The sequence below is a fragment of the Corallococcus sp. RDP092CA genome, assembly GCF_041903675.1.
Taxonomy (GTDB): Bacteria; Myxococcota; Myxococcia; order Myxococcales; family Myxococcaceae; genus Corallococcus.
The window spans coordinates 40,288-58,904 of sequence record NZ_JAYESI010000045.1; the positions used below are offsets into that span (position 1 = coordinate 40,288).

Sequence of the window (18,617 nt, forward strand, 5' to 3'; positions counted from 1 at the left end):
CGAGAGGGGGGCTGGGCAAGCCCTTCAAGCGGGTAGGGCTTGGCGCCGTTGAGCCAGGGGGGACCCCGTGGCGACGTGAGCGTGCTGGCGTCGTCAACGCCTGACCAGCTCTGGCTCACCGTGCGGAGGGGAGCGTGTCTACAGGCGCAGCCCGGTGAACAGGTCGCCACTCTGCTGGATGTTGAGCCGCATGTTCGTGGCGGCATCCGCGCAGGTGTTCCGTCCGGTCTCCAGCCGTAGCACGTTCCCGTCCAGGGTCAGGTCCCCAGCCGCCAGACAGCCCGAGATGTCGGTGCTCTTCAGCCAGCCGTCCATGTCCAGGCTTCCGCCGAAAGCGGCGGGATGATCCGAGAACTCCTTGGGCAGTCCCGTCGACACGCCCCGGTGTTCGAAGCGCATGGGCTCGTCCGACTGGAAGGCGAACTCCAGCACGTGGGGGTCCCCCTGATAGGTGAAGCGCGCACGAAGCTGGAAGCTGGGGTGCTCCGGTGTCCCCGGGACCCACCGCGTGTCGATGGCGGGATAGTAGACGCGGGGGATGAACACCTGCTCGCCCCCTACGGACAGCCGCTTGTCGGTGCCCACCTCCACGGGGCCCGGGAGGTGAAGCACGCCAGGCAGGACCACGGAGTCCTCGCAGGACATCTCAGGGGAGAGCACCTCGTCATAGTCCTCGCAGCGCACCTCGGGCGGCAGGTCCAGCCGCAGGTCTGCCAGCCTGAAGGTCACGGTCTCCACCGTGAAGAAGAGACCGTCGGACGAGGCGAAGGTGTCCGGGGCCAGCTTGATGCTGTCGTCCGGTGCCACCAGGATGGTGTCCGAGCTGTAACCGAAGTCGAGCAGGTAGGTATTGTCAGGTCCACCGCAAGCGCAAAGGCCCAGGGTCGCGGTGAGGCCGATGGCACGGTGCCAGGAACGTGAAGGCATATTGGAAGGGAATGGATGCTCGAAAGAAGGTGCGTGCACCGGAGTGGGTCACTCTCTACCGGCGGAGCGGGAACAGGAGTGGCGAGAGCGTGAGGACCCATACCCGGATTCAGCAGTCAGCCGTTCGCGTCCGCAGCGGAGTTAGGTTGGTCCTGTGTCTTGTTGCCATTCTCTTGCTTTCGTTGGTTCTGGATGTTGCCTGGCTGAGGCGGGGAAGTCTTGCCTTGGTTGTGTTCTTTGCTGTCGTGACAGGGCTGGAGTACTGGAACGTGCAGCGTCTTGAACGCCAGCAGCGGAGAAATGGAGACTGAGAACTCGCTTCACCACAGCGATGGCAGGACAGGGCCCCTGGCACCGCAGCGGGCCTGCATGGTGACACCCGCGCGGGCCGCGTGCGATTCGCATGGTGACCTCCGCGCTGGATTCGTCCCGCGTGCAATCCGGTCAGTCGCTGGAGCGCAACGCCGGCGCCTCGGTGGACCAGCTGACCCAGAGCTTCCTGCGGGACCTCGCCTTCGAAGCGGATGACGTCACGTGGTGGAGACCCGCGGACGCGGCGCCGCGCGCCCATACGTGAGTCGCCGCCACAGCGCCTCCACTGGCCCATGTGCGTGATGGCGCAGCCAGAGGACGCTGACGCCCCACTGCGCCAGCAGCACGAGGGCGGTGAGGGGGAGCACCCACACCATCCCCACCTTCCCCATGAGGTTCAGCCCATACCCGTAGAAGAGCAGGAGCCCCAGCAGGGTCTGTCCCAGGTAGTTCGTCAACGCCATCCGCCCGAGCGGGACGAAGCAGGACAGCACCCGGCGCCCCGGCATCGTGCCCCAGAGCAGCGCCAGCCCGGAGGCGTACGCCAGCGCCAGGGGGACCACGCCCACCGCGTAGGCGGCCGTCTGCGCCAGCCCCGCTGGCGTGAGCGCGAAGGACGCCCCCGTCCTCGCCGAGCTCCACGCGTAGACGGCGTTGGCCGGCACCCCGAGCAGCAGTCCTCCCGCGAGGACCCGGACGAGCAGCCGCCGGTGGCGCAGCGGGTCCGGCAGCAGCTGCCGCGCCACCCAGACGCCGAGCACGAACATCGAGAGGACCTGCGCCGGCCGTCCCGTCCGCAGGTAGCTGCCCGGGCGCTGGACGGCGTTCGCGAGGTTGCCCAGGAAGACCTGCCCGGCGTCGTCCGACGAGCGCAGGCTGAAGAGCGTCGCCCCGGGCCCGCCAGCGACGTCCTGGATCGCCCGGGACAGCGCCTGGAACGGGGGCGTCGGGTCCAGCGCGCTCCCCGTGCTCATCATCGCGAGTTGGAGGAGCAGCGGAATGAAGAGCAGCCCCACCGTCCAGCCCGCCAGGGCGTGGTCGGACACCCGGCGGAACAGCAGGAGGACCATTCCCATCAGGGCATAGAGCGTGAGGATGTCCCCGTGCCACAGGAGGAGGAGATGGAAGAGGCCCAGGCCCAGCAGCGCTCCCATCCTCCGGAGGAACAGGCGCCGGAAGTCCGCGCCTCGCTGCTCCGTGCGCCGCATCTGGAGGGCGAACCCCACGCCGAACAGCAGCGAGAAGAGAGAGTAGAACTTCCCCTCCACCGCCAGGTTCATCCACGCGACCGTCAGCGCGTCGAGCCGGGCCGTGGGTGACGCCGCGAGCCGCGCCGGGCTCGTCACGTAATAACCGGCGAAGCTCACCAGGTTGGCGAGGAGGATGCCGGCCAGCGCGAAGCCGCGCACCATGTCCAGCAGCTCGATGCGCTCGCCGCCGCCCACCGGCGCCAGGTCGTCGTGAGGGTGCAACCTGGATTCAGCCATGACCTCGCTCCTGAGCCGGATAGCTCCAGGATAGTGCAACTCAGTTGCGTTTTTGAAGGTCTCGCCGTCGCCGGGTCCGGAGCGCCGCTCCAGGCCCGGGTTGGTCCGGGGGGCAGCCCCTCATGCGCAGGGCGCCATGGTCATCGCGCTGCGGCCCGTGGAGCTGGTGCAGGTGACCTGGGGCCAGGTGGTCACGTGGTCGCGGTGCGGCACGGCCACGGACTTCGTGGACGGCGTGGGCACGGCGGCGCGCTTCAGCGGGCCGGCGGGGGGCGAGGACGGCACCACACAGACAGGGCGTGACGACCGCGTACAAGCTCGCCCGCCAGCAGGCACCGTGAGTCCTTCCGGGCCAGTCGGGCTGTGTCTGTTGTAATCAAGTTGCAATAATGGGTGGTGCCCGGTAAGGGTGTCGCACCATGCTCGAAGCCAGAAGGTTGACCAAACGCTACGGAGAACACCTCGCGCTGGAGGGGCTCGACCTCACCGTTGGGGCGGGGGAGGTGTTCTGCCTGCTGGGGGCCAACGGAGCGGGGAAGACGACGACCCTGAACCTCTTCCTCGGCTTCATCGAGCCCACCGCTGGCGAGGCGCGGGTCGCGGGCCAGGACGTGCGCCAGGACGTGGCGCGGGCTCGCGGGCTCATCGCCTATGTGCCGGAGCTGGTGATGCTCTACCCGCGCCTGTCCGGGCGGGAGAACCTGGACTACTTCAACACCCTGGCGGGCCGGCCCGCGCTGTCCCGCCAGGAGTCCACGGCGTGGCTCACCCAGGCGGGCCTTGCCCCTGGCGCGATGGACCGCCCCGTCGGTGGCTATTCGAAGGGGATGCGCCAGAAGGTGGGCATCGCCATCGCGCTGGCCAAGGGCGCGCGGGCCCTGCTGCTCGACGAGCCCACGTCCGGGTTGGATCCGCTTGCCTCCAACGAGCTGTCCGAGACGCTGCGGCGGCTGAGCGGCGAGGGCATGGCGGTGCTCATGGCGACGCATGACCTGTTCCGGGCCAAGGAGTCCGGCACGCGGGTGGGCATCATGAAGGCGGGCCACCTGGTGGAGACGCGCTCCACCCAGGAGCTGGGCCACGCGGAGCTCGAGCAGCTCTACCTGACGCACATGCGGGGCTGAGGACGAACCCATGATTCTCGCCATCGCACGCAAGGAGTGGACGGAGCTGCTGCGCGACGGGCGCTTCCGGGGCGCGGCCGTGCTGGTGTTCCTGCTGGCCACCGTCGGGGTCGCCGTCGGCACGCAGCACGTGCGGAGCGCTCGCGCCGAGCGCGCGGAGGGCGCGCGGCTGACCCGCCAGCACTGGCTGGAGCAGGGAGCGAAGAACCCGCATTCGGCCGCGCACTACGGTGTCTGGGCTTTCAAGCCCGAGTCCTCCCTGGCCGCGTTCGACCGCGGCGTGGAGCCCTACCTGGGCGTCGCGGTCTACCTGGAGGCCCACAAGCAGAACCTGACGCGGCACCGCCCGGCGGCGGACGCCACCGCGGCGGCGCGCTTCGGAGAGCTCACCGGCGCGGGAGTGCTCCAGCTCCTCCTGCCGCTGCTCATCGTGCTGCTCACCTTCTCCGCGTTCACCACCGAGCGGGAGAACGGCACGCTGAAGCTCCTGCTGGCCACCGGCGTGCGCCGCCACCAGCTCGTGCTGGGCAAGGCGCTGGGGGTGGGACTGGCGCTCGCGGTGCTCCTGGTGCCGCTGCTCGCCGTCTGCGCGGGGCTGCTGCTGCTGGCGGGCGCCTGGGACGCGGACGTGCTCGGGCGCGCGGCGGTGATGGTGCTGGGCCACGGCCTCTACCTGGCTGGCTTCGTCTTCCTGGGGCTGGCGGTGAGCGCGCGGGTCCGCTCCTCGCGCGTGGCGCTGGTGGTGCTCCTGGGCCTGTGGACGCTCAACGGGCTGCTGGTGCCCCGGCTCGCAGCGGACGCGGCCCGCGCCTGGGCCCCGGTGCCCGAGGCGCAGGACTTCGCCCGGCGGCTCGCCGAGGACTACGAACGGGGGATGAGCGGCCATGCCCCGGCGGACCAGCGGCTGGCGGCGCTGGAGAAGGAGACGCTGGCGCGCTACGGGGCCAGCTCGCTGGAGCAGCTTCCCGTCAACTTCCGGGGGATCGCCCTGCAGGCGGGAGAGGAGTACGGCAACAAGGTGAACGCGGTGCGCTTCGGAGAGCTGGAGGCGCGCTACCGCGCCCAGGAGCGCCTGCACCTCGCGTTCTCGCCGCTGGCCCCCGTGCTGGCCCTGCGCCCGTTGTCCGCGTCCATGGCCCGCACCGACCTGGAGGCTCACCTGCGCTTCATGCGGCAGGCGGAGGCGTACCGGCAGGGGCTGGTGAAGCAGATGAACGACGCGGTCGCGTTCCGCTCGCGGTACGCGGACTCGGATTACAAGGCGGACGCGGAGCTCTGGCGCGAGGTGCCCGAGTTCCGGGTGGAGGCGGGCACGCTGGGAGACGCGCTGCGCTCGCAGGCTCCCGGCCTGCTCCTGCTTGGCTTCTGGCTGGTGTGGACCACGGTGCTCGCGCTGCGTGCCGGCGCGCGCCTGAGCGCTGTCTGAGACGAGAGAAAACGCCCATGTCACTGCTCCGACACGAGTGGCGCCTGCTCCGCGCGGACCGGATGCTGGCCCTCACCACCCCGTTCCTGCTCCTGCTCATCGTGCTGGGCCTGTTCAACGGCTGGCGCTTCGTGCGCACGCTCGAGGCCCACCAGCACTCCCTCGCCGTCCAGGAGACGGAGCGGCGCGCGCGGCTCGCGCGAGAGGCGGAGGCGCTGCGCCAGGGGGAGGGCAAGGACGTCCCCCCGTGGAAGAGCCCGGCGCTGCCGGTGCCCGTGGGCAACGGGCTTGTCCAGCCCCAGGCGCTCCTGCCGCCCGGCCCGCTGGGCACCCTCGTCGTCGGCCAGATGGACCTGCTGCCCACGGTGTATCAGGTCTCGCTCCAGGGGAGCGTCACCGACTTCGCGCGCGACACGCTGGAGCACCCCGTGCATCTGGCCACCGGGCCGCTGGACCTGACCTTCGTGCTGCTCTACCTCCTGCCGTTGTTCGCGCTCGCGCTGTCGTTCGACCTGGTGTCGCGCGAACGCGAGGACGGCACGCTGCGGCTCGTGCTGGTGCAGGCGGCGGGCCTGCGAGGCTGGGCGCTGCGCCGGCTGGCGGTCCGCGCGGGCGTGCTCCTGGGGGTGTGCGTGCTCGCGGGGCTCGCGGGCCACGCGCTCACGGGTGGGGCCGGGGGCCCGGGCAGGCTGTTGGGGTGGGCGGGGCTCGTCGTGGCGTACGGCGCCTTCTGGTTCGCGCTGGCGCTGGCGGTCAACGCGCTCGGGTTCGGCTCGTCCACCAACGCGCTGGTGCTGGTGGGGGCGTGGGTGCTGCTGGTGGTGCTGGTGCCGGCGGTGGCGCAGCTGGGCGTGAGCCGCATGTACCCCGTCCCTTCGCGCGTGGCGCTGGTGGGCGCGACGCGCACGGCGTCCCTGGAGGCGGAGAAGCGCGGCGGGGAGGTGCTCTCCACCTATCTCCAGGACCACCCGGAGCTGGCCCCGCGGGGCGCCCGGACCGAGGGCTACTGGCCCACCGCGCTGGCGGTCCAGGACGAGGCCGCGCGCGCGACCGCGCCCGTCGTCGCCGCCTTCCAGGCGCAGCTCGCGCGACAGCAGGACACGCTGGAGGTGCTGCGCTTCGCCTCGCCCGCGCTGGCCTTCCAGCAGGCGCTCCAGGACGTGGCGGGCAGCGGCGGCCGCCGGCACGGGCACTTCCTGGCGCAGGTGGACCGCTTCCACTCCGCGTGGCGCGAGGCCCTCTTGCCGCGCGTCTTCTCCGCCAGCACCCTGGGCGCCGCGGAGCACCGCGCGCTGCCGCGCTTCGCCTACGAGGAGCAGCCCGGGCGCGACGTGGTGGCGCAGGTCGCGCTCGGCCTGCTCGCGCTCGTCCTGCCGACGCTGCTGGCGCTGGGGCTGGGGTGGGGCTGGTTGGGGCGCCCCCGCATCTCCTGACAGGCGCCGTGCCGCGAAATGAAGTTGCCCCGGTTTCGTAGCGTCCTACCCGTTGTGAGAAAACGGCCCCACGATGCCGAAGTCACGCCCCCCATACCCGCGCAAGCTCGGCCTCGAACGGCAGGTGCGCCCCTCGAAGTGGTCCAGGCCGACTTCGCCCTTCATCTCCTGGTAGTCGCTCCACGCGCCAGCGCAGCTTCGCCAGGGTGACGAGGCGCTCGAGGGGCATGTCCTCCGGGAGAGACGAGAAGTAGCGCAAGCATGGGAACGCGATGCCAACCGCCACCGCGCTCCCCAGACCCACGGGGCACCTCGCTGGGGGCCCTGCGTTCTCTTCGAGACCGCGCCCGGAGTAGATTCACTGTTCGTCCATGCTCCCACTGCGCTTGTCACTGCTTGTCGCCGCAGGGACCATGCCCTCCCCAGAGGTCTCGTCGGCGAATCTCAAGAAGACGTCCGCCTTCCAGGACTGGCGCCGAGGACGCTTCCTCGTCGAGGAGCGATGGGTCGAGCTCCCTGAGGTCGGACTTCGCGTGGGCTACTTCGTCGTCCCTGGCCCATGGACCCGTGACCGCGTGGAGCAACCCCTCTTCCATGACGCGTTCTTCGTGCTGGATGCACGCACGGGGCAGCTCGTTGCACCAGCCCTGGTGCGAACAAGCCTGCCGCTCAATGGCTGCCCGACGATGGGCGAGGTGGCGCAGCTCGTCCCCGAGCCCGAGAGCAAGGCCTCCGCCGCGCTCCGCTTCGGCAACGGTCTTCAGAGTGCACGTTCGCGCAGAAGGGCGAGGCAGACGTCACGTGCGAGACATCCATGGGACGCGGATACTCCCTTTCGCAGATCGAGGAGATGGCAGAGAACGGATGGTCGAGAGGGAGTAGCGCGGACAGCGACCTGAAGGAGTTGGAGGACCTCCATCGTCTCCGCCAGGAGTTGCTTGCCGCGAACGAAGGTGCGCTCACGCAGTGGACCGCGGGGCCGCAAGAGGAGGCGCTTCGCGAGTGGACCCGCATCTACCAGACATGGCTCGCTGAAGGCCGACTCATCGCTGGGATGCCCCTGGACCTGCGCAACCAGTACTACTACGTGGTGAGCGACATCTTGAGGCCACAGGTGGAGCAACTGCGAGCGGCGCTCATCGACCTTTGGGCTGAGATCCTCAACAACCTCGGCTTCGCGCTGTGGTCCCACAAGGAGTGGTCCCAGGCCCAGGCCGTCCTCGACGACTGCCTGACGCTGCTCACCGCGACAGGCCACGAGCGCAACGTGCTCTACTTGAATCGGGGGGACTTGCTTCGGGACATGGGGAAGGGACCTGAGGCCATCAATGCCTATCGGTCCTTCCTGTCGCGTAAGGTCACCGCAGCTCGACGCAAGGATGTGGATCGACTTCGTCCAGGCTGAGAGCGCCAATCAGGGGGAGAACCGGGCCTCGGTTTCTGGGAGCGTGGCCCGCCACGCGGTCTCGCCGGAGGACCTGATTCACCGTGGCCCGGCCGGCTCGGGACTGCTCCGCCAACGCCTCGTACGTCTTGTCGCTCTCCACTCGCACCTCGAGAACGCGTCGACGTAGGTCCTCGGAAATCGATCGGGTCCGCCCCCGAGCAGCTCCTGCCCGCCGGATCGGCTCAACCGAACCCCGCCATGAGTCAAGGCGTCGCAGGTGGGCGTGTCATGAGGCCAGTTGACGCGTCAGCAACCGTGGCTGACGTGTCAAACGCGGAGCCTGGCTGTTTCATCCTCTTCAAATCACGCGTGATGCGGCCTGGCGCATCATGGCGCCGTCGTTGCATTGGCTCGACTCCGGTTGGCTGATCACACGCGGCGACGGACCTCGCGGGCCCTTGGGCTCGCGCCCTGGCCGCCGTGCTTGCTCAGGAAACCTCGGCCATTCAGGCGTTTATGCGCCTTCCACCCAGGGCAGACCGGACTTCAACGAGATGGGCGAGGACCTCACAGCCGGACGCAAGGATGTGCATCCCGACCTTTGCGCCAGGGGTGGCGTCGAGCCCACCGGGAACAGCGCGCGGCGTCTGGTGGAACTGGGCGTGCGGAACATCGACGTGCCCGGCCCGGGCGGGACGTCCTGGGTGCGCGTGGAGCAGCTTCGCGCGTCCGGCCACAGGCGCGGCTGGGGGCGGAGCTCAGCGTATGGGGCATCCCCACGGCGGCGGCCCTGGCCACAGTGAGGCAGGCACGGGTCCTGACGGGTAGCAGAAGCCGCGCTGATTGAGACAGGGGCCTCGGGGGCTCATCGGAGAGTTGAAGGATTCGTTGGCGGCGCTGTAGCGGGCGGCCGCGCAGAAGGCTGGAAAGAACAACATGTCTGACACCGTGACGTCCCGGCTTCCTGGTTTCCACAAGCTGTCGATGGAGGAGCGCCTCGCTCACCTCTCGCGCATGTTCCGGCTACCGCCCGAGGACCTGCGGCAACTGCTGGGCTCGGAATCGCTCCAGCCTGTCCTGGCGAACCAGATGATAGAGAACGCGGTGGGGATGTTCTGCCTGCCGTTGGGCCTGGGCCTCAACCTCCAGGTCAACGGGCGCGACTATCTGGTGCCCATGGCGGTGGAGGAGCCCTCGGTGGTGGCGGCGGTTTCCTTCGCGGCGAAAATCGTCCGTGAGGCGGGCGGCTTCATCGGCGAGGCGGATCCGTCGCTGATGATTGGCCAGGTGCAGGTGTCGCGCTACGGCGACCCGACGGTGGCCACCGAGCACATCCTGGCGCATAAGGAGCAACTCCTCGCGCTGGCCAACAGCTTCCACCCGGCCATGGTGGCGCGGGGCGGCGGGGCCAAGGACGTGGAGGTGCGCGTGCTGCCGGCCCCCGAGGGCCCGTGCGGCGAGCCGTTGCTCATCGTCCACCTCATCATCGATGCCCAGGAGGCGATGGGGGCCAACCTCATCAACACGATGGCGGAGGGCGTGGCGCCGCTCATCGAGCAAATCACCGGCGGCAGGGTGTACCTGCGCATCCTCTCCAACCTGGCGGACCGCCGGCTGGCGCGCGCCATCTGCCGCATCCCCGTGCCGCTGCTGGCGGACTTCGAGATGCCGGGTGAGGAGATCGCGGAGGGCATCGCCCAGGCCAGCCGCTTCGCGGAGGCCGACCCCTATCGCGCGGCCACGCACAACAAGGGCGTGATGAACGGCATCGACGCGGTGGCCATCGCCACGGGACAGGACTGGCGCGCCATCGAGGCGGGTGCGCACGCGTTCGCCTGCCGCAGCGGGCGGTACCGGCCGCTCTCCACCTGGTACCTGGAAGAGGGGCACCTGGTGGGCCGCATCGAGCTGCCCATGGCGCTGGGCACGGTGGGCGGGCCCATCAAGATCCACCCGGGCGTGCAGACGGCGCTCAAGCTGATGCAGACCACCTCGGTGCGCGAGCTGTCCATGGTGTTCGCGGCGGTGGGCCTGGCGCAGAACTTCGCGGCGCTCCGGGCGCTGGGCAGCGTGGGCATCCAGAAGGGCCACATGGCGATGCACGCGCGCTGCGTGGCGGTGACGGCGGGGGCGCGGGGCGACTGGGTGGAGAAGATCGCCAACCTGCTGGTGAAGGCGGGCCACGTGAAGGTGGAGAAGGCCCGCGAACTGCTGGCCAGCCTCCCCGCCGAGGATGCTGCGGCCGCGACCGGCACCACTCTCTGACGCCGCGGCTCCTCAGTCTGAAGCCTTGTCGGCGTTGGGCGCCGGCAAGGGCGTCCTGTTGGGGGAGCACCGCGTCGTTTGCAGGCACCTGGTCCTGGCCGGTCCGTTGTCGCAGCGTGACGGCGCGTGCCGTGCCCTTGATGGGGTGTCAGCTCGCGCTTCCTTCGACGCTCAGCCCCTCGCAGCGGGCGCGGCTGACGGCGGTGTTCGCCCGGGCCGCGGGAGTGACGGGCGCGCCGCCGGTGAAGGTGTCGCTGGAGGCGGATCTGCCGCTGGCGGTGTGCCTGGCCAGCAGCGCGGTGGGCCTCGCGGTACTGGCGGTGGCGAGGCGCGCCACGGCGGGACTGCCCTCCGATCAGGGCGCTGCCAGCCTCCTGGAGCGTCCGGCTGCGGTGGCGCCGCGGACGGGCGTGTCATGAAGCCACTTGACGCGTCAGCAACGGCGGCTGACGCGTCAAACGCGGAGCCTGGCTGTTTCATCCACCTTGGATCACTCCTGATTCGGCATGGTGCATCTTGGCACCGTCGTTGCAGTGGCCTGGCTCAGGTTCGATGAATCATGGAGTCATTCGTGAAACAGGTGGTTGCGAAGTTGTGCGTCATTGCTTCGATCCTGGGTTTCTCGCCCGTGAACGACGGGAGCCCTTTGGTGGGATGAGGCTTGGCGCGCCGGCAAGGGGATGCAGTGACCCCCTGACGCCAATTGCGTCCGTTTCGCGCGATGAAGAAGAGCAGGGCGGAGTCAAATGCATCAGTGTGGCCGAGCGCGCGATGCCCGCGGAAGCGGGCGGCTCGGAACACTCGTCTGTTCACCCATTGAGCCGGGTGGGCCGTCGCCAAGCTCCGCGAATCCCTGTTGAAGGATTGATGGATTTCTCCGGCTCAGACTGTCATCCGTGGAGTTGGCTGCTGGTCGCCAGGCGCCAGTGCAACTCCTCGGGACCAACGAGAGGTGTGCATGTCGAAGGGGAGGCAGAAGCAACCGTTCCAGCTGCCGGAGTTCTACGTGCCGTGGCCGGCGCGGCTGAACCCGAACCTGGAGTCGGCGCGCGCGCACACGAAGGCGTGGTCATACCAGATGGGCATCCTGGGGCCGCCGCGGGATGGGACGGAGCGGGAGGTGTGGTCCGAGCGGCGCTTCGACGGAATGGACTACGCGCTGCTCTGTGCGTACACGCACCCGGAGGCGCCGGGGCCGGAGCTGGACCTCATCACGGACTGGTACGTCTGGGTCTTCTACTTCGATGACCACTTCCTGGAGGTCTTCAAGTACTCGCGCGACGTGAAGGGCGGGCAGGCCTACCTGGACCGGCTGCCGCTCTTCATGCCGCTGGACATGTCCCCGCCGCCGGAGCCCACCAACCCGGTGGAGCGCGCGCTGTGGGACTTGTGGCAGCGCACGGTGCCATCCATGTCCATGGACTGGCGCCAGCGCTTCTTCGAGAACACCAAGCACCTGCTCGATGAGTCGATGTGGGAAATCGAGAACATCAGCGAGGCACGCGTCTCCAACCCCATCGAGTACATCGAGATGCGCCGCAAGGTGGGCGGCGCGCCCTGGTCGTCGGACCTGGTGGAGCACGCCGTCGCCGCGGAGATTCCGGCCCGGGTGGTGAAGAGCCGGCCGATGCGCGTCTTCAAGGACACGTTCTCGGACGCGGTGCACCTGCGCAACGACTTGTTCTCCTACGAGCGCGAGCTGGAGGAGGGGGAGCTCTCCAACGGCGTGCTGGTGGTGGAGAAGTTCCTCGACTGCGACACCCAGCGCGCGGCGGAGCTGGTCAACGACTTGCTGACGTCGCGGCTCCAGCAGTTCGAGACCACCTTCGCCACGGAGCTGCCGTGGCTCTTCGCGGAGTACGCCCTCAACCCGGTGGAGCAGGCGCAGGTGCTCACGTACCTGCGCGGCCTCCAGGACTGGCAGTCCGGTGGCCACGAGTGGCACATGCGCTCCAACCGCTACATGAACCAGCACTCGGAGGAGCGGCCGGCGCTGTCCATTCCGGTGCCCTCGGGCCTGGGCACCTCCGCGCTGCGGCTTCCGCTGACGCCCGGCGGGCTGGGGCTGGGGCCTCGCGCTCGCTCGCTGAGCCACGTGCCGCGCCAGCACGTGGGGCCCACGAAGTTGCCGAAGTCCTACATGCCGTACAGCACGTACCAGAGCCCGCACCTGGAGCGCGCGCGCAAGCATTCCAAGGCGTGGGCGCGGAGCGTGGGCATGCTGGAGGTGGTGCCCGCCCTGGGGCTCTACGTCTGGGACGAGCACAAGTTCGACGCGGCGGACGTGGCCCTCTGCGGCGCGCTCATCCACCCGGACGCGACGCCGGAGCAACTGGACCTGACGGCGTGCTGGCTCGTCTGGGGCACCTACGCGGACGACTACTTCCCCCTTCTCTACGCGAGCACGCGGGACATGGCGGGCGCGAAGCTCTTCACCGCGCGGCTGGGCCAGTTCATGCCGGAAGACGTGGAGGCCGCCAACGCCGCGGTGCCCACCAACCCGGTGGAGCTGGGCCTGGCGGACTTGTGGAAGCGCACCGCGGGCCCGCTCTCCCCGCGCGGGCGCATGCTGTTCCGCAAGGCCATCCAGGACATGACGGACAGCTGGGTGTGGGAGCTGAACAACCAGCTGCTCAACCGCGTGCCGGACCCCGTGGACTACGTGGAGATGCGCCGCAAGACGTTCGGCTCGGACCTCACCATGAGCCTGTCGCGCCTCTCCAAGGGGGACGCGGTGCCCGAGGACGTCTTCCACACCCGCACGCTGCGCGGGCTGGAGAACTGCGCCGCGGACTACGCCTGCTTCGTCAACGACCTCTACTCCTACCAGAAGGAGATTCAATTCGAGGGCGAGCTGAACAACTGCGTCCTCGTGGTCCAGAAGTTCCTGGACGTGGACAAGGACGCGGCCGTGCTCGTGGTGAATGCGTTGATGACGGCGCGCATGAAGCAGTTCGAGCACCTGGTGGCCAAGGAGCTGCCGGTAGTCCTGCGCACCTTCGAGCTGGATGAGAAGGCGCAGGAGAAGTTGCACCAGTACGTGGAGCAGCTCCAGCAGTGGATGGCGGGCATCCCCCGGTGGCACGCGGGGGTGGCCCGCTACACCGAGACGGAGCTGCTTCACGACGCGTCGCCGAAGCTCAAGGCCGGCAACCTCTCCGGCCTGGGCACCTCCGCGATGCGGCTCGCCGAGCGGTTGCGCGCCACCAAGCCTTGAAGCCCCCGACGTGCTGCGAAGCCTCTTGAATCTTCAACCTGGAGAAGGGTGACTCATGTCCAACGACACGAAGAAGTACGACGACAACAACCAGAGCCTCGGCACGCAGGCGGCGCGGCAGCTGGCGACGACGACGAAGTCCGAGCCGCAGATGCAGGGCATCTCCTCGCGGTGGCTGCTCAAGCTGCTGCCGTGGGTGCAGGTGTCCGGCGGCACGTACCGCGTCAACCGCCGCATGACCTACGCGGTGGGTGACGGTCGCGTCACCTTCACCAGCACCGGCGCCAAGGTGCAGGTGATTCCGCAGGAGCTGGGCGAGCTGCCGCTGCTGCGCGGCTACGAGGACGTGGACGCGCTCACCGCGCTGGCCAACCGCTTCGAGCAGAAGGAGTTCAAGGCCGGGGAGGTCATCACCGAGGCCGGCAAGGAGGCGGACTCCATCGTCCTCATCGCGCACGGCAAGGTGAACCGCCTGGGCCGCGGCAAGTACGGCGAGTCGGTGGTGCTGGACACGCTGGCGGACGGCGACCACTACAGCTACCAGGCGCTGCTGGAGTCGCAGGACTCCTGGCAGTTCACGGCCAAGGCCGTCACGCCCGTCATCGCGCTCATCCTCCAGCAGTCCGCCTTCGAGGCGGTGGTGGCGCAGGTGCCGTCGCTGCAGAAGCACATCGAGAACTTCAAGGCCCGCTCCAGGAAGAAGCAGGACCTCGCCGGCCAGAAGGCCATCGAGCTGGCCGCCGGCCACCACGGCGAGCCGGTGCTGCCCGGCACCTTCGTGGACTACGAGACGCACCCGCGCGAGTACGAGCTGGCCGTCGCGCAGACCGTCCTCCAGATTCACACGCGCGTCGCGGACCTCTTCAATGACCCGATGAACCAGACGCAGCAGCAGCTGCGGCTGACGGTGGAGGCGCTGAAGGAGCGCAAGGAGCATGAGCTCATCAACAACCGCGAGTTCGGCCTGCTGCACAACGCGGACTTGAAGCAGCGCATCCACACCCGCTCCGGCGCGCCGACGCCGGACGACATGGACGAGCTGCTGGCCACGGTGTGGAAGGAGCCGTCATTCTTCCTGGCGCACCCGCGCGCCATCGCCGCTTTCGGGCAGGAGTGCAACAAACGCGGCATCTACCCCACCAGCGTGGAGATGAATGGGAACCACGTGCCCGCCTGGCGCGGCGTCCCCATCGTCTCCTGCAACAAGATTCCCGTCTCCGAGTCGCGCACCACGTCCATCCTGCTGATGCGCGCGGGGGAGAAGAACCAGGGCGTGGTGGGCCTGCACCAGGCGGGCATCCCGGATGAGATTGAGCCCAGCCTCAACGTGCGCTTCATGGGCATCAACGAGAAGGCCATCATGAACTACCTGGTGACGGCGTACTTCTCCGCGGCGGTGCTCACGCCGGACGCGCTGGGCATCCTGGAGAGCGTGGAGCTGGGCCGCTCGTAGGCGCCGTCCCCCTGACTTCGAAACCAAACGGAAGGCACTCTCATGGCGAATCCAGACCAGGCCCTGACGGCACACGAAGGCACCAGCCTGAGCACGGCCGGCGCCCGCCAGCTCGCGACGACGACGAAGACGCCGCCGGTGATGCAGGGCATCTCCCCCCGCTACCTGCTGAGCATCCTGCCCTGGGTGCAGGTGTCCGGCGGCACGTACCGCGTGAATCGGCGGCTGACGTACGCGGTGGGCGACGACCGGCTGAACTTCAGCAACATCGGCGTCAAGGTGGAGCTCATTCCGCAGGAGCTGCTCAAGCTGCCGCTGATGCGGGGCTTCCAGGACGTGGATGACCTGCTCCTGCGCACGCTGGCGGGCCGCTTCACCCAGCAGCAGTACAAGGCGGGGGACACCCTCGTGGAGGCGGGCAAGGCCGCCGAGCATGTCTTCCTCCTCGCCCACGGCAAGGCGCAGAAGCTGAAGGCCGGCAAGTACGGCGACCCGGTGGTGCTGGACACGCTGGCGGACGGCGACCACTTCGGGGACGAGGCGGTGGTGGAGTCGAACGACGTGTGGCCCTTCACCGTCAAGGCCGTCACGGCCTGCACGGTGATGGTGCTGCCGCAGGACGTTTTCGAGTCCCTCCTCAGCCAGTCGCCGGCGCTGAAGGCGCACGTGGAGCGCTACAAGGCGAAGCTGAAGAAGCCCCAGGACAAGGCGGGCCAGGCGGCCATCCCCCTGACGGCGGGCCACCACGGCGAGCCGCCCATCGCCGGCGGCTTCGTGGACTACGAGCTGAAGCCGCGCGAGTACGAGCTGAGCGTGGCGCAGACCATCCTGCGCGTGCACACCCGCGTGTCGGACATCTTCAACGACCCGATGAACCAGACGCAGGAGCAGCTGCGGCTGACCATTGAGGCGCTGAAGGAGCGCAAGGAGTGGGAGCTCATCAACAACCCGGAGTTCGGCCTGCTGCACAACGCGGACTTGAAGCAGCGCCTCAACACGCGCTCGGGGCCGCCGACGCCGGACGACCTGGACGAGCTGGTGTCGCGTCGTCGCAAGACGCGCTACCTGCTGGCCCACCCGCGCGCCATCGCGGCGTTCGGCCGGGAGTGCAACAAGCGCGGCCTGTACCCGACGGTGGTGGACGTGGGCGGGGCGAAGTTCCAGGCGTGGCGCGGCGTGCCCCTCCTGCCGTGCGACAAGCTGCCCATCACCCGGGAGAACACCACCTCCATCCTCGCGATGCGCACCGGCCAGGAAGACCAGGGCGTGGTGGGCCTGCACAACGCGGGCATCCCCGACGAGGTGGAGCCGAGCCTCACCGTGAAGCGCATGGCCGTCAATGACCAGGCCATGACGAACTACCTGGTGAGCACCTACTACTCCGCCGCCGTGCTCGTCCCCGACGCGCTGGGCGTCCTGGAGAACGTGGTGCTCGGCGGCTGACCCGCCCTCACCGTGAAGTCCGAGCGGGCCCGGTGTGCATGCGCGCACCGGGCCCGTCTTCTTTCGCCGCACCGGGCTGTTGAGAGCTTGACGCTGTCACCCCTGCTCAAGACGAAGGCGAAGAGGTGGCCCGAGCAGACGTCCTTGCCCAGGTGCCGCGCACCCGCGGCCGAGTCAGGCCCGACGCGAGCTGCTGCCGCGGCAGGCGGCCTGATGACAGCCAACCTGATGTCTCATCGATCCAGTGCGGTACAGCCCCCCATGCTGCGGCTGGCCCCCGGACTCGGACCTCAGCAGCTGGTGGATGGGCTCTTCCGCTGGGACAAGCGAAACGCGCTATGGCGCACGCGGAGGCCCGAACCATCGGGTCAGGGCCTCAGGCAGACCCTGAGCCGTGCCCTCTCCGACCCACGCGACGTGTCCGTCCGGTCGAATCAGCACCGCAACGGGCGAGGTGACTGCGCCAAGCACCGGGAGCTCCCACGCCCCCGTGTAGCGAGCTGCGATCCTCCGAACCCGGTCCGCCCAGGGCGTGACGTCGAGAGTGCCGGGCTCGCCCAGGTCGAGCAGCACCGGCCGCGCGTCATGCAGCAGTTGGAACACGCGCCGCGGGCCGTCGCCGGTGACCAGGTCGAGGTCCGGCATGCGGCGCCCGAGCAGCGGGTGTCCGTTTCCCAGGTCGTAGTGGATGTCCAGCCCCGACATCATCGCCGCGTACTGCTTGCGTGGCCCATCCATCCGCAGCAGCTCCGCCAGCGTCTCGCGCACGGCGTCCATCCGTGCGTCACCACGGCTCAGTGCGGTCTGCGCCATGGTCTTCCGCAGCGCCCGGGCTGCGACGGGGTGCCGCTCGGCCTGGTACGTGTCGAGCAGGTCCTCCGGCGAGACGCCGCGCACGACCTGGGCCAGCTTCCACCCGAGGTTTACGGCATCCTGCACGCCGAGGTTGAGCCCCTGGCCGCCCATCGGCGAGTGCACGTGGGCCGCGTCACCGGCCAGGAGCACCCGCCGGTTCCGGTAGGACGCCGCCTGCCGCGTCATGTCGGTGAACCTCGAGAGGTACGTGGCGCCGCGCAGGCCGTAGTCCGTCCCGTAGAGCGCGACGAGTCCCTCGCGCAGGACCTCGAGGGTCGGCGCGTCGCCCGTGCCGACCCGCTCCTCTCGCAGCACGACGCCCACGCGTCCGTCGTCCATCTTGCCCATGGCGTAGGTGCCCTTCTCGTCCCGGCGGATGCCGAAGGTCGGCGCTCCGGTCATCTCGACCTCGGCGATGAGGTAGCTGATGGACGCGTCCCAGCCCGGGAACTCGATGCCCGCCGCCTTGCGGACCAGGCTGCGACCCCCGTCGCACCCCACGAGGTACTTCGTCCGAAGCGCACGGCCGTCGGACAGCGCCACGTCGACGCCGGTATCGTCCTGCGCGAAGCCCGTCACCTCGCACCCGCGGTAGATGGGCACCGCCAACTCGGCCACCCACTCCGCCAGGATGTGCTCGAAGCGCTCCTGCAAGAGCGCGAGCCCATGATTGTGACGCGTCGGGAAGTCGCTGAGGTCCAGCAGCGACTGCCCGAACGAGACGTTCTGGACTGCTTGCCCTTGCGAGGTGAAGCGCTCGACGACCCCGCGCTGGTCAAGCACCTCCAGGCTGCGCGCGTGCAGGCCGCGCGAGCGCGAGCCGGCGACCTCCTGGCTGGCGCGACGCTCGACGATGGCCACGTCCACCCGTGCCAGCGCCAGCTCCGCCGCCAGCATCAGCCCCGTGGGGCCCCCTCCCGCAATCACCACTGCGTGCTGTGTCACCACGTCCGTGTGCATCTCTCGGCCCTCCTGCTCCTGGATCGAAACGGGTGATGGTGGAGCATGACCGGGGGGGCTTGCGGCAATAGCCGGGGTCTGGCATCTGCTAGCAGTGGAGAGAGCGGGGAGGCCTGCCGTGGCTCCTGAGTCTGCCCGGGTTGCGTGGACAGGCGAGGACCTGGGCGGGGGCCTGCCTTGGAAGTGCTCCCCCATCCCCCTCTGAAGCATCCCCTCATCTGACTCAGATAAGTCCGAAGGCTTCTCGGAAGACGGCGTGCTCGCGAACGAGTTGTGCGAATCGCTCCACCAACGGGCGAAGTCGTTCATCGCTCATTCGCGGCATGGC

Annotated in this window: 13 protein-coding genes and 1 pseudogene; 11 read left to right on the forward strand and 3 right to left on the reverse strand. The window is 69.1% G+C overall.

Going from position 1 to position 18,617, the window contains the following annotated elements; translation table 11 throughout:
- Positions 1-138: 138 nt before the first annotated feature.
- Complete coding sequence (locus U8525_RS31840; protein ID WP_374270485.1) at positions 139-927, reverse strand: hypothetical protein; 789 nt, start codon at positions 925-927, stop codon at positions 139-141.
- A gap of 530 nt (positions 928-1,457) precedes the next feature.
- On the reverse strand, positions 1,458-2,726 hold the full coding sequence (locus tag U8525_RS31845) for a DUF418 domain-containing protein (RefSeq protein WP_374270486.1): 1,269 nt from the start codon (positions 2,724-2,726) through the stop codon (positions 1,458-1,460).
- Between the two features lie 136 nt (positions 2,727-2,862).
- Here U8525_RS31845 and U8525_RS31850 point away from each other — a divergent pair, with 136 nt between their 5' ends.
- The 11 genes and pseudogenes from U8525_RS31850 to U8525_RS31900 all read left to right on the forward strand — a co-directional run bounded on the left by U8525_RS31850 (position 2,863) and on the right by U8525_RS31900 (position 16,474).
- A complete protein-coding gene (locus U8525_RS31850; protein WP_374270487.1) occupies positions 2,863-3,102 on the forward strand; it encodes a hypothetical protein in 240 nt (79 codons plus the stop codon).
- Between the two features lie 61 nt (positions 3,103-3,163).
- The gene (locus tag U8525_RS31855) at positions 3,164-3,850 is read left to right on the forward strand and encodes an ABC transporter ATP-binding protein (protein WP_374270488.1); all 687 of its coding nucleotides are present in this window, start codon (positions 3,164-3,166) and stop codon (positions 3,848-3,850) included.
- Between the two features lie 10 nt (positions 3,851-3,860).
- A complete protein-coding gene (locus U8525_RS31860; protein ID WP_374270489.1) occupies positions 3,861-5,276 on the forward strand; it encodes an ABC transporter permease in 1,416 nt (471 codons plus the stop codon).
- Positions 5,277-5,293: 17 nt separating this feature from the next.
- Positions 5,294-6,709, forward strand: a complete 1,416-nt coding sequence (locus U8525_RS31865; protein WP_374270490.1) for a DUF3526 domain-containing protein — start codon at positions 5,294-5,296, stop codon at positions 6,707-6,709.
- Between the two features lie 814 nt (positions 6,710-7,523).
- Positions 7,524-8,114 carry a hypothetical protein gene (locus tag U8525_RS31870; RefSeq protein ID WP_374270491.1) on the forward strand — a complete coding sequence of 197 codons (591 nt, stop codon included), beginning with the start codon at positions 7,524-7,526 and terminating at the stop codon, positions 8,112-8,114.
- 620 nt (positions 8,115-8,734) lie between these two features.
- Positions 8,735-8,907, forward strand: a pseudogene (locus tag U8525_RS31875) (type 2 isopentenyl-diphosphate Delta-isomerase); the annotation flags it as partial.
- 125 nt (positions 8,908-9,032) lie between these two features.
- A complete protein-coding gene (locus U8525_RS31880; protein WP_374270492.1) occupies positions 9,033-10,361 on the forward strand; it encodes a hydroxymethylglutaryl-CoA reductase, degradative in 1,329 nt (442 codons plus the stop codon).
- Between the two features lie 116 nt (positions 10,362-10,477).
- On the forward strand, positions 10,478-10,780 hold the full coding sequence (locus tag U8525_RS31885; RefSeq protein ID WP_374270493.1) for a hypothetical protein: 303 nt from the start codon (positions 10,478-10,480) through the stop codon (positions 10,778-10,780).
- A 539-nt stretch (positions 10,781-11,319) separates the two neighbouring features.
- The gene (locus U8525_RS31890; protein ID WP_374270494.1) at positions 11,320-13,578 is read left to right on the forward strand and encodes a family 2 encapsulin nanocompartment cargo protein terpene cyclase; all 2,259 of its coding nucleotides are present in this window, start codon (positions 11,320-11,322) and stop codon (positions 13,576-13,578) included.
- 55 nt (positions 13,579-13,633) lie between these two features.
- A complete protein-coding gene (locus tag U8525_RS31895) occupies positions 13,634-15,031 on the forward strand; it encodes a family 2B encapsulin nanocompartment shell protein (protein ID WP_374270495.1) in 1,398 nt (465 codons plus the stop codon).
- Positions 15,032-15,073: 42 nt separating this feature from the next.
- Positions 15,074-16,474, forward strand: coding sequence for a family 2B encapsulin nanocompartment shell protein (locus U8525_RS31900; RefSeq protein ID WP_374270496.1), 1,401 nt, complete (start codon positions 15,074-15,076; stop codon positions 16,472-16,474).
- A gap of 336 nt (positions 16,475-16,810) precedes the next feature.
- Here the strand turns inward: U8525_RS31900 and U8525_RS31905 are convergent, their stop codons facing one another.
- Complete coding sequence (locus tag U8525_RS31905) at positions 16,811-18,289, reverse strand: FAD-dependent monooxygenase (protein WP_374270498.1); 1,479 nt, start codon at positions 18,287-18,289, stop codon at positions 16,811-16,813.
- Positions 18,290-18,617: the final 328 nt, after the last annotated feature.

Bases quoted from the DNA above. Each gene is read 5' to 3' on its own strand.
- U8525_RS31850 (WP_374270487.1), top strand. From the start codon at position 2,863: ATGGTCATCGCGCTGCGGCCCGTGGAGCTGGTGCAGGTGACCTGGGGC.
- U8525_RS31880 (WP_374270492.1), top strand. From the start codon at position 9,033: ATGTCTGACACCGTGACGTCCCGGCTTCCTGGTTTCCACAAGCTGTCG.
- U8525_RS31860 (WP_374270489.1), top strand. From the start codon at position 3,861: ATGATTCTCGCCATCGCACGCAAGGAGTGGACGGAGCTGCTGCGCGAC.
- U8525_RS31905 (WP_374270498.1), bottom strand. From the start codon at position 18,289: ATGCACACGGACGTGGTGACACAGCACGCAGTGGTGATTGCGGGAGGG.
- U8525_RS31865 (WP_374270490.1), top strand. From the start codon at position 5,294: ATGTCACTGCTCCGACACGAGTGGCGCCTGCTCCGCGCGGACCGGATG.
- U8525_RS31900 (WP_374270496.1), top strand. From the start codon at position 15,074: ATGGCGAATCCAGACCAGGCCCTGACGGCACACGAAGGCACCAGCCTG.
- U8525_RS31845 (WP_374270486.1), bottom strand. From the start codon at position 2,726: ATGGCTGAATCCAGGTTGCACCCTCACGACGACCTGGCGCCGGTGGGC.
- U8525_RS31870 (WP_374270491.1), top strand. From the start codon at position 7,524: ATGGGACGCGGATACTCCCTTTCGCAGATCGAGGAGATGGCAGAGAAC.
- U8525_RS31895 (WP_374270495.1), top strand. From the start codon at position 13,634: ATGTCCAACGACACGAAGAAGTACGACGACAACAACCAGAGCCTCGGC.
- U8525_RS31890 (WP_374270494.1), top strand. From the start codon at position 11,320: ATGTCGAAGGGGAGGCAGAAGCAACCGTTCCAGCTGCCGGAGTTCTAC.
- U8525_RS31840 (WP_374270485.1), bottom strand. From the start codon at position 927: ATGCCTTCACGTTCCTGGCACCGTGCCATCGGCCTCACCGCGACCCTG.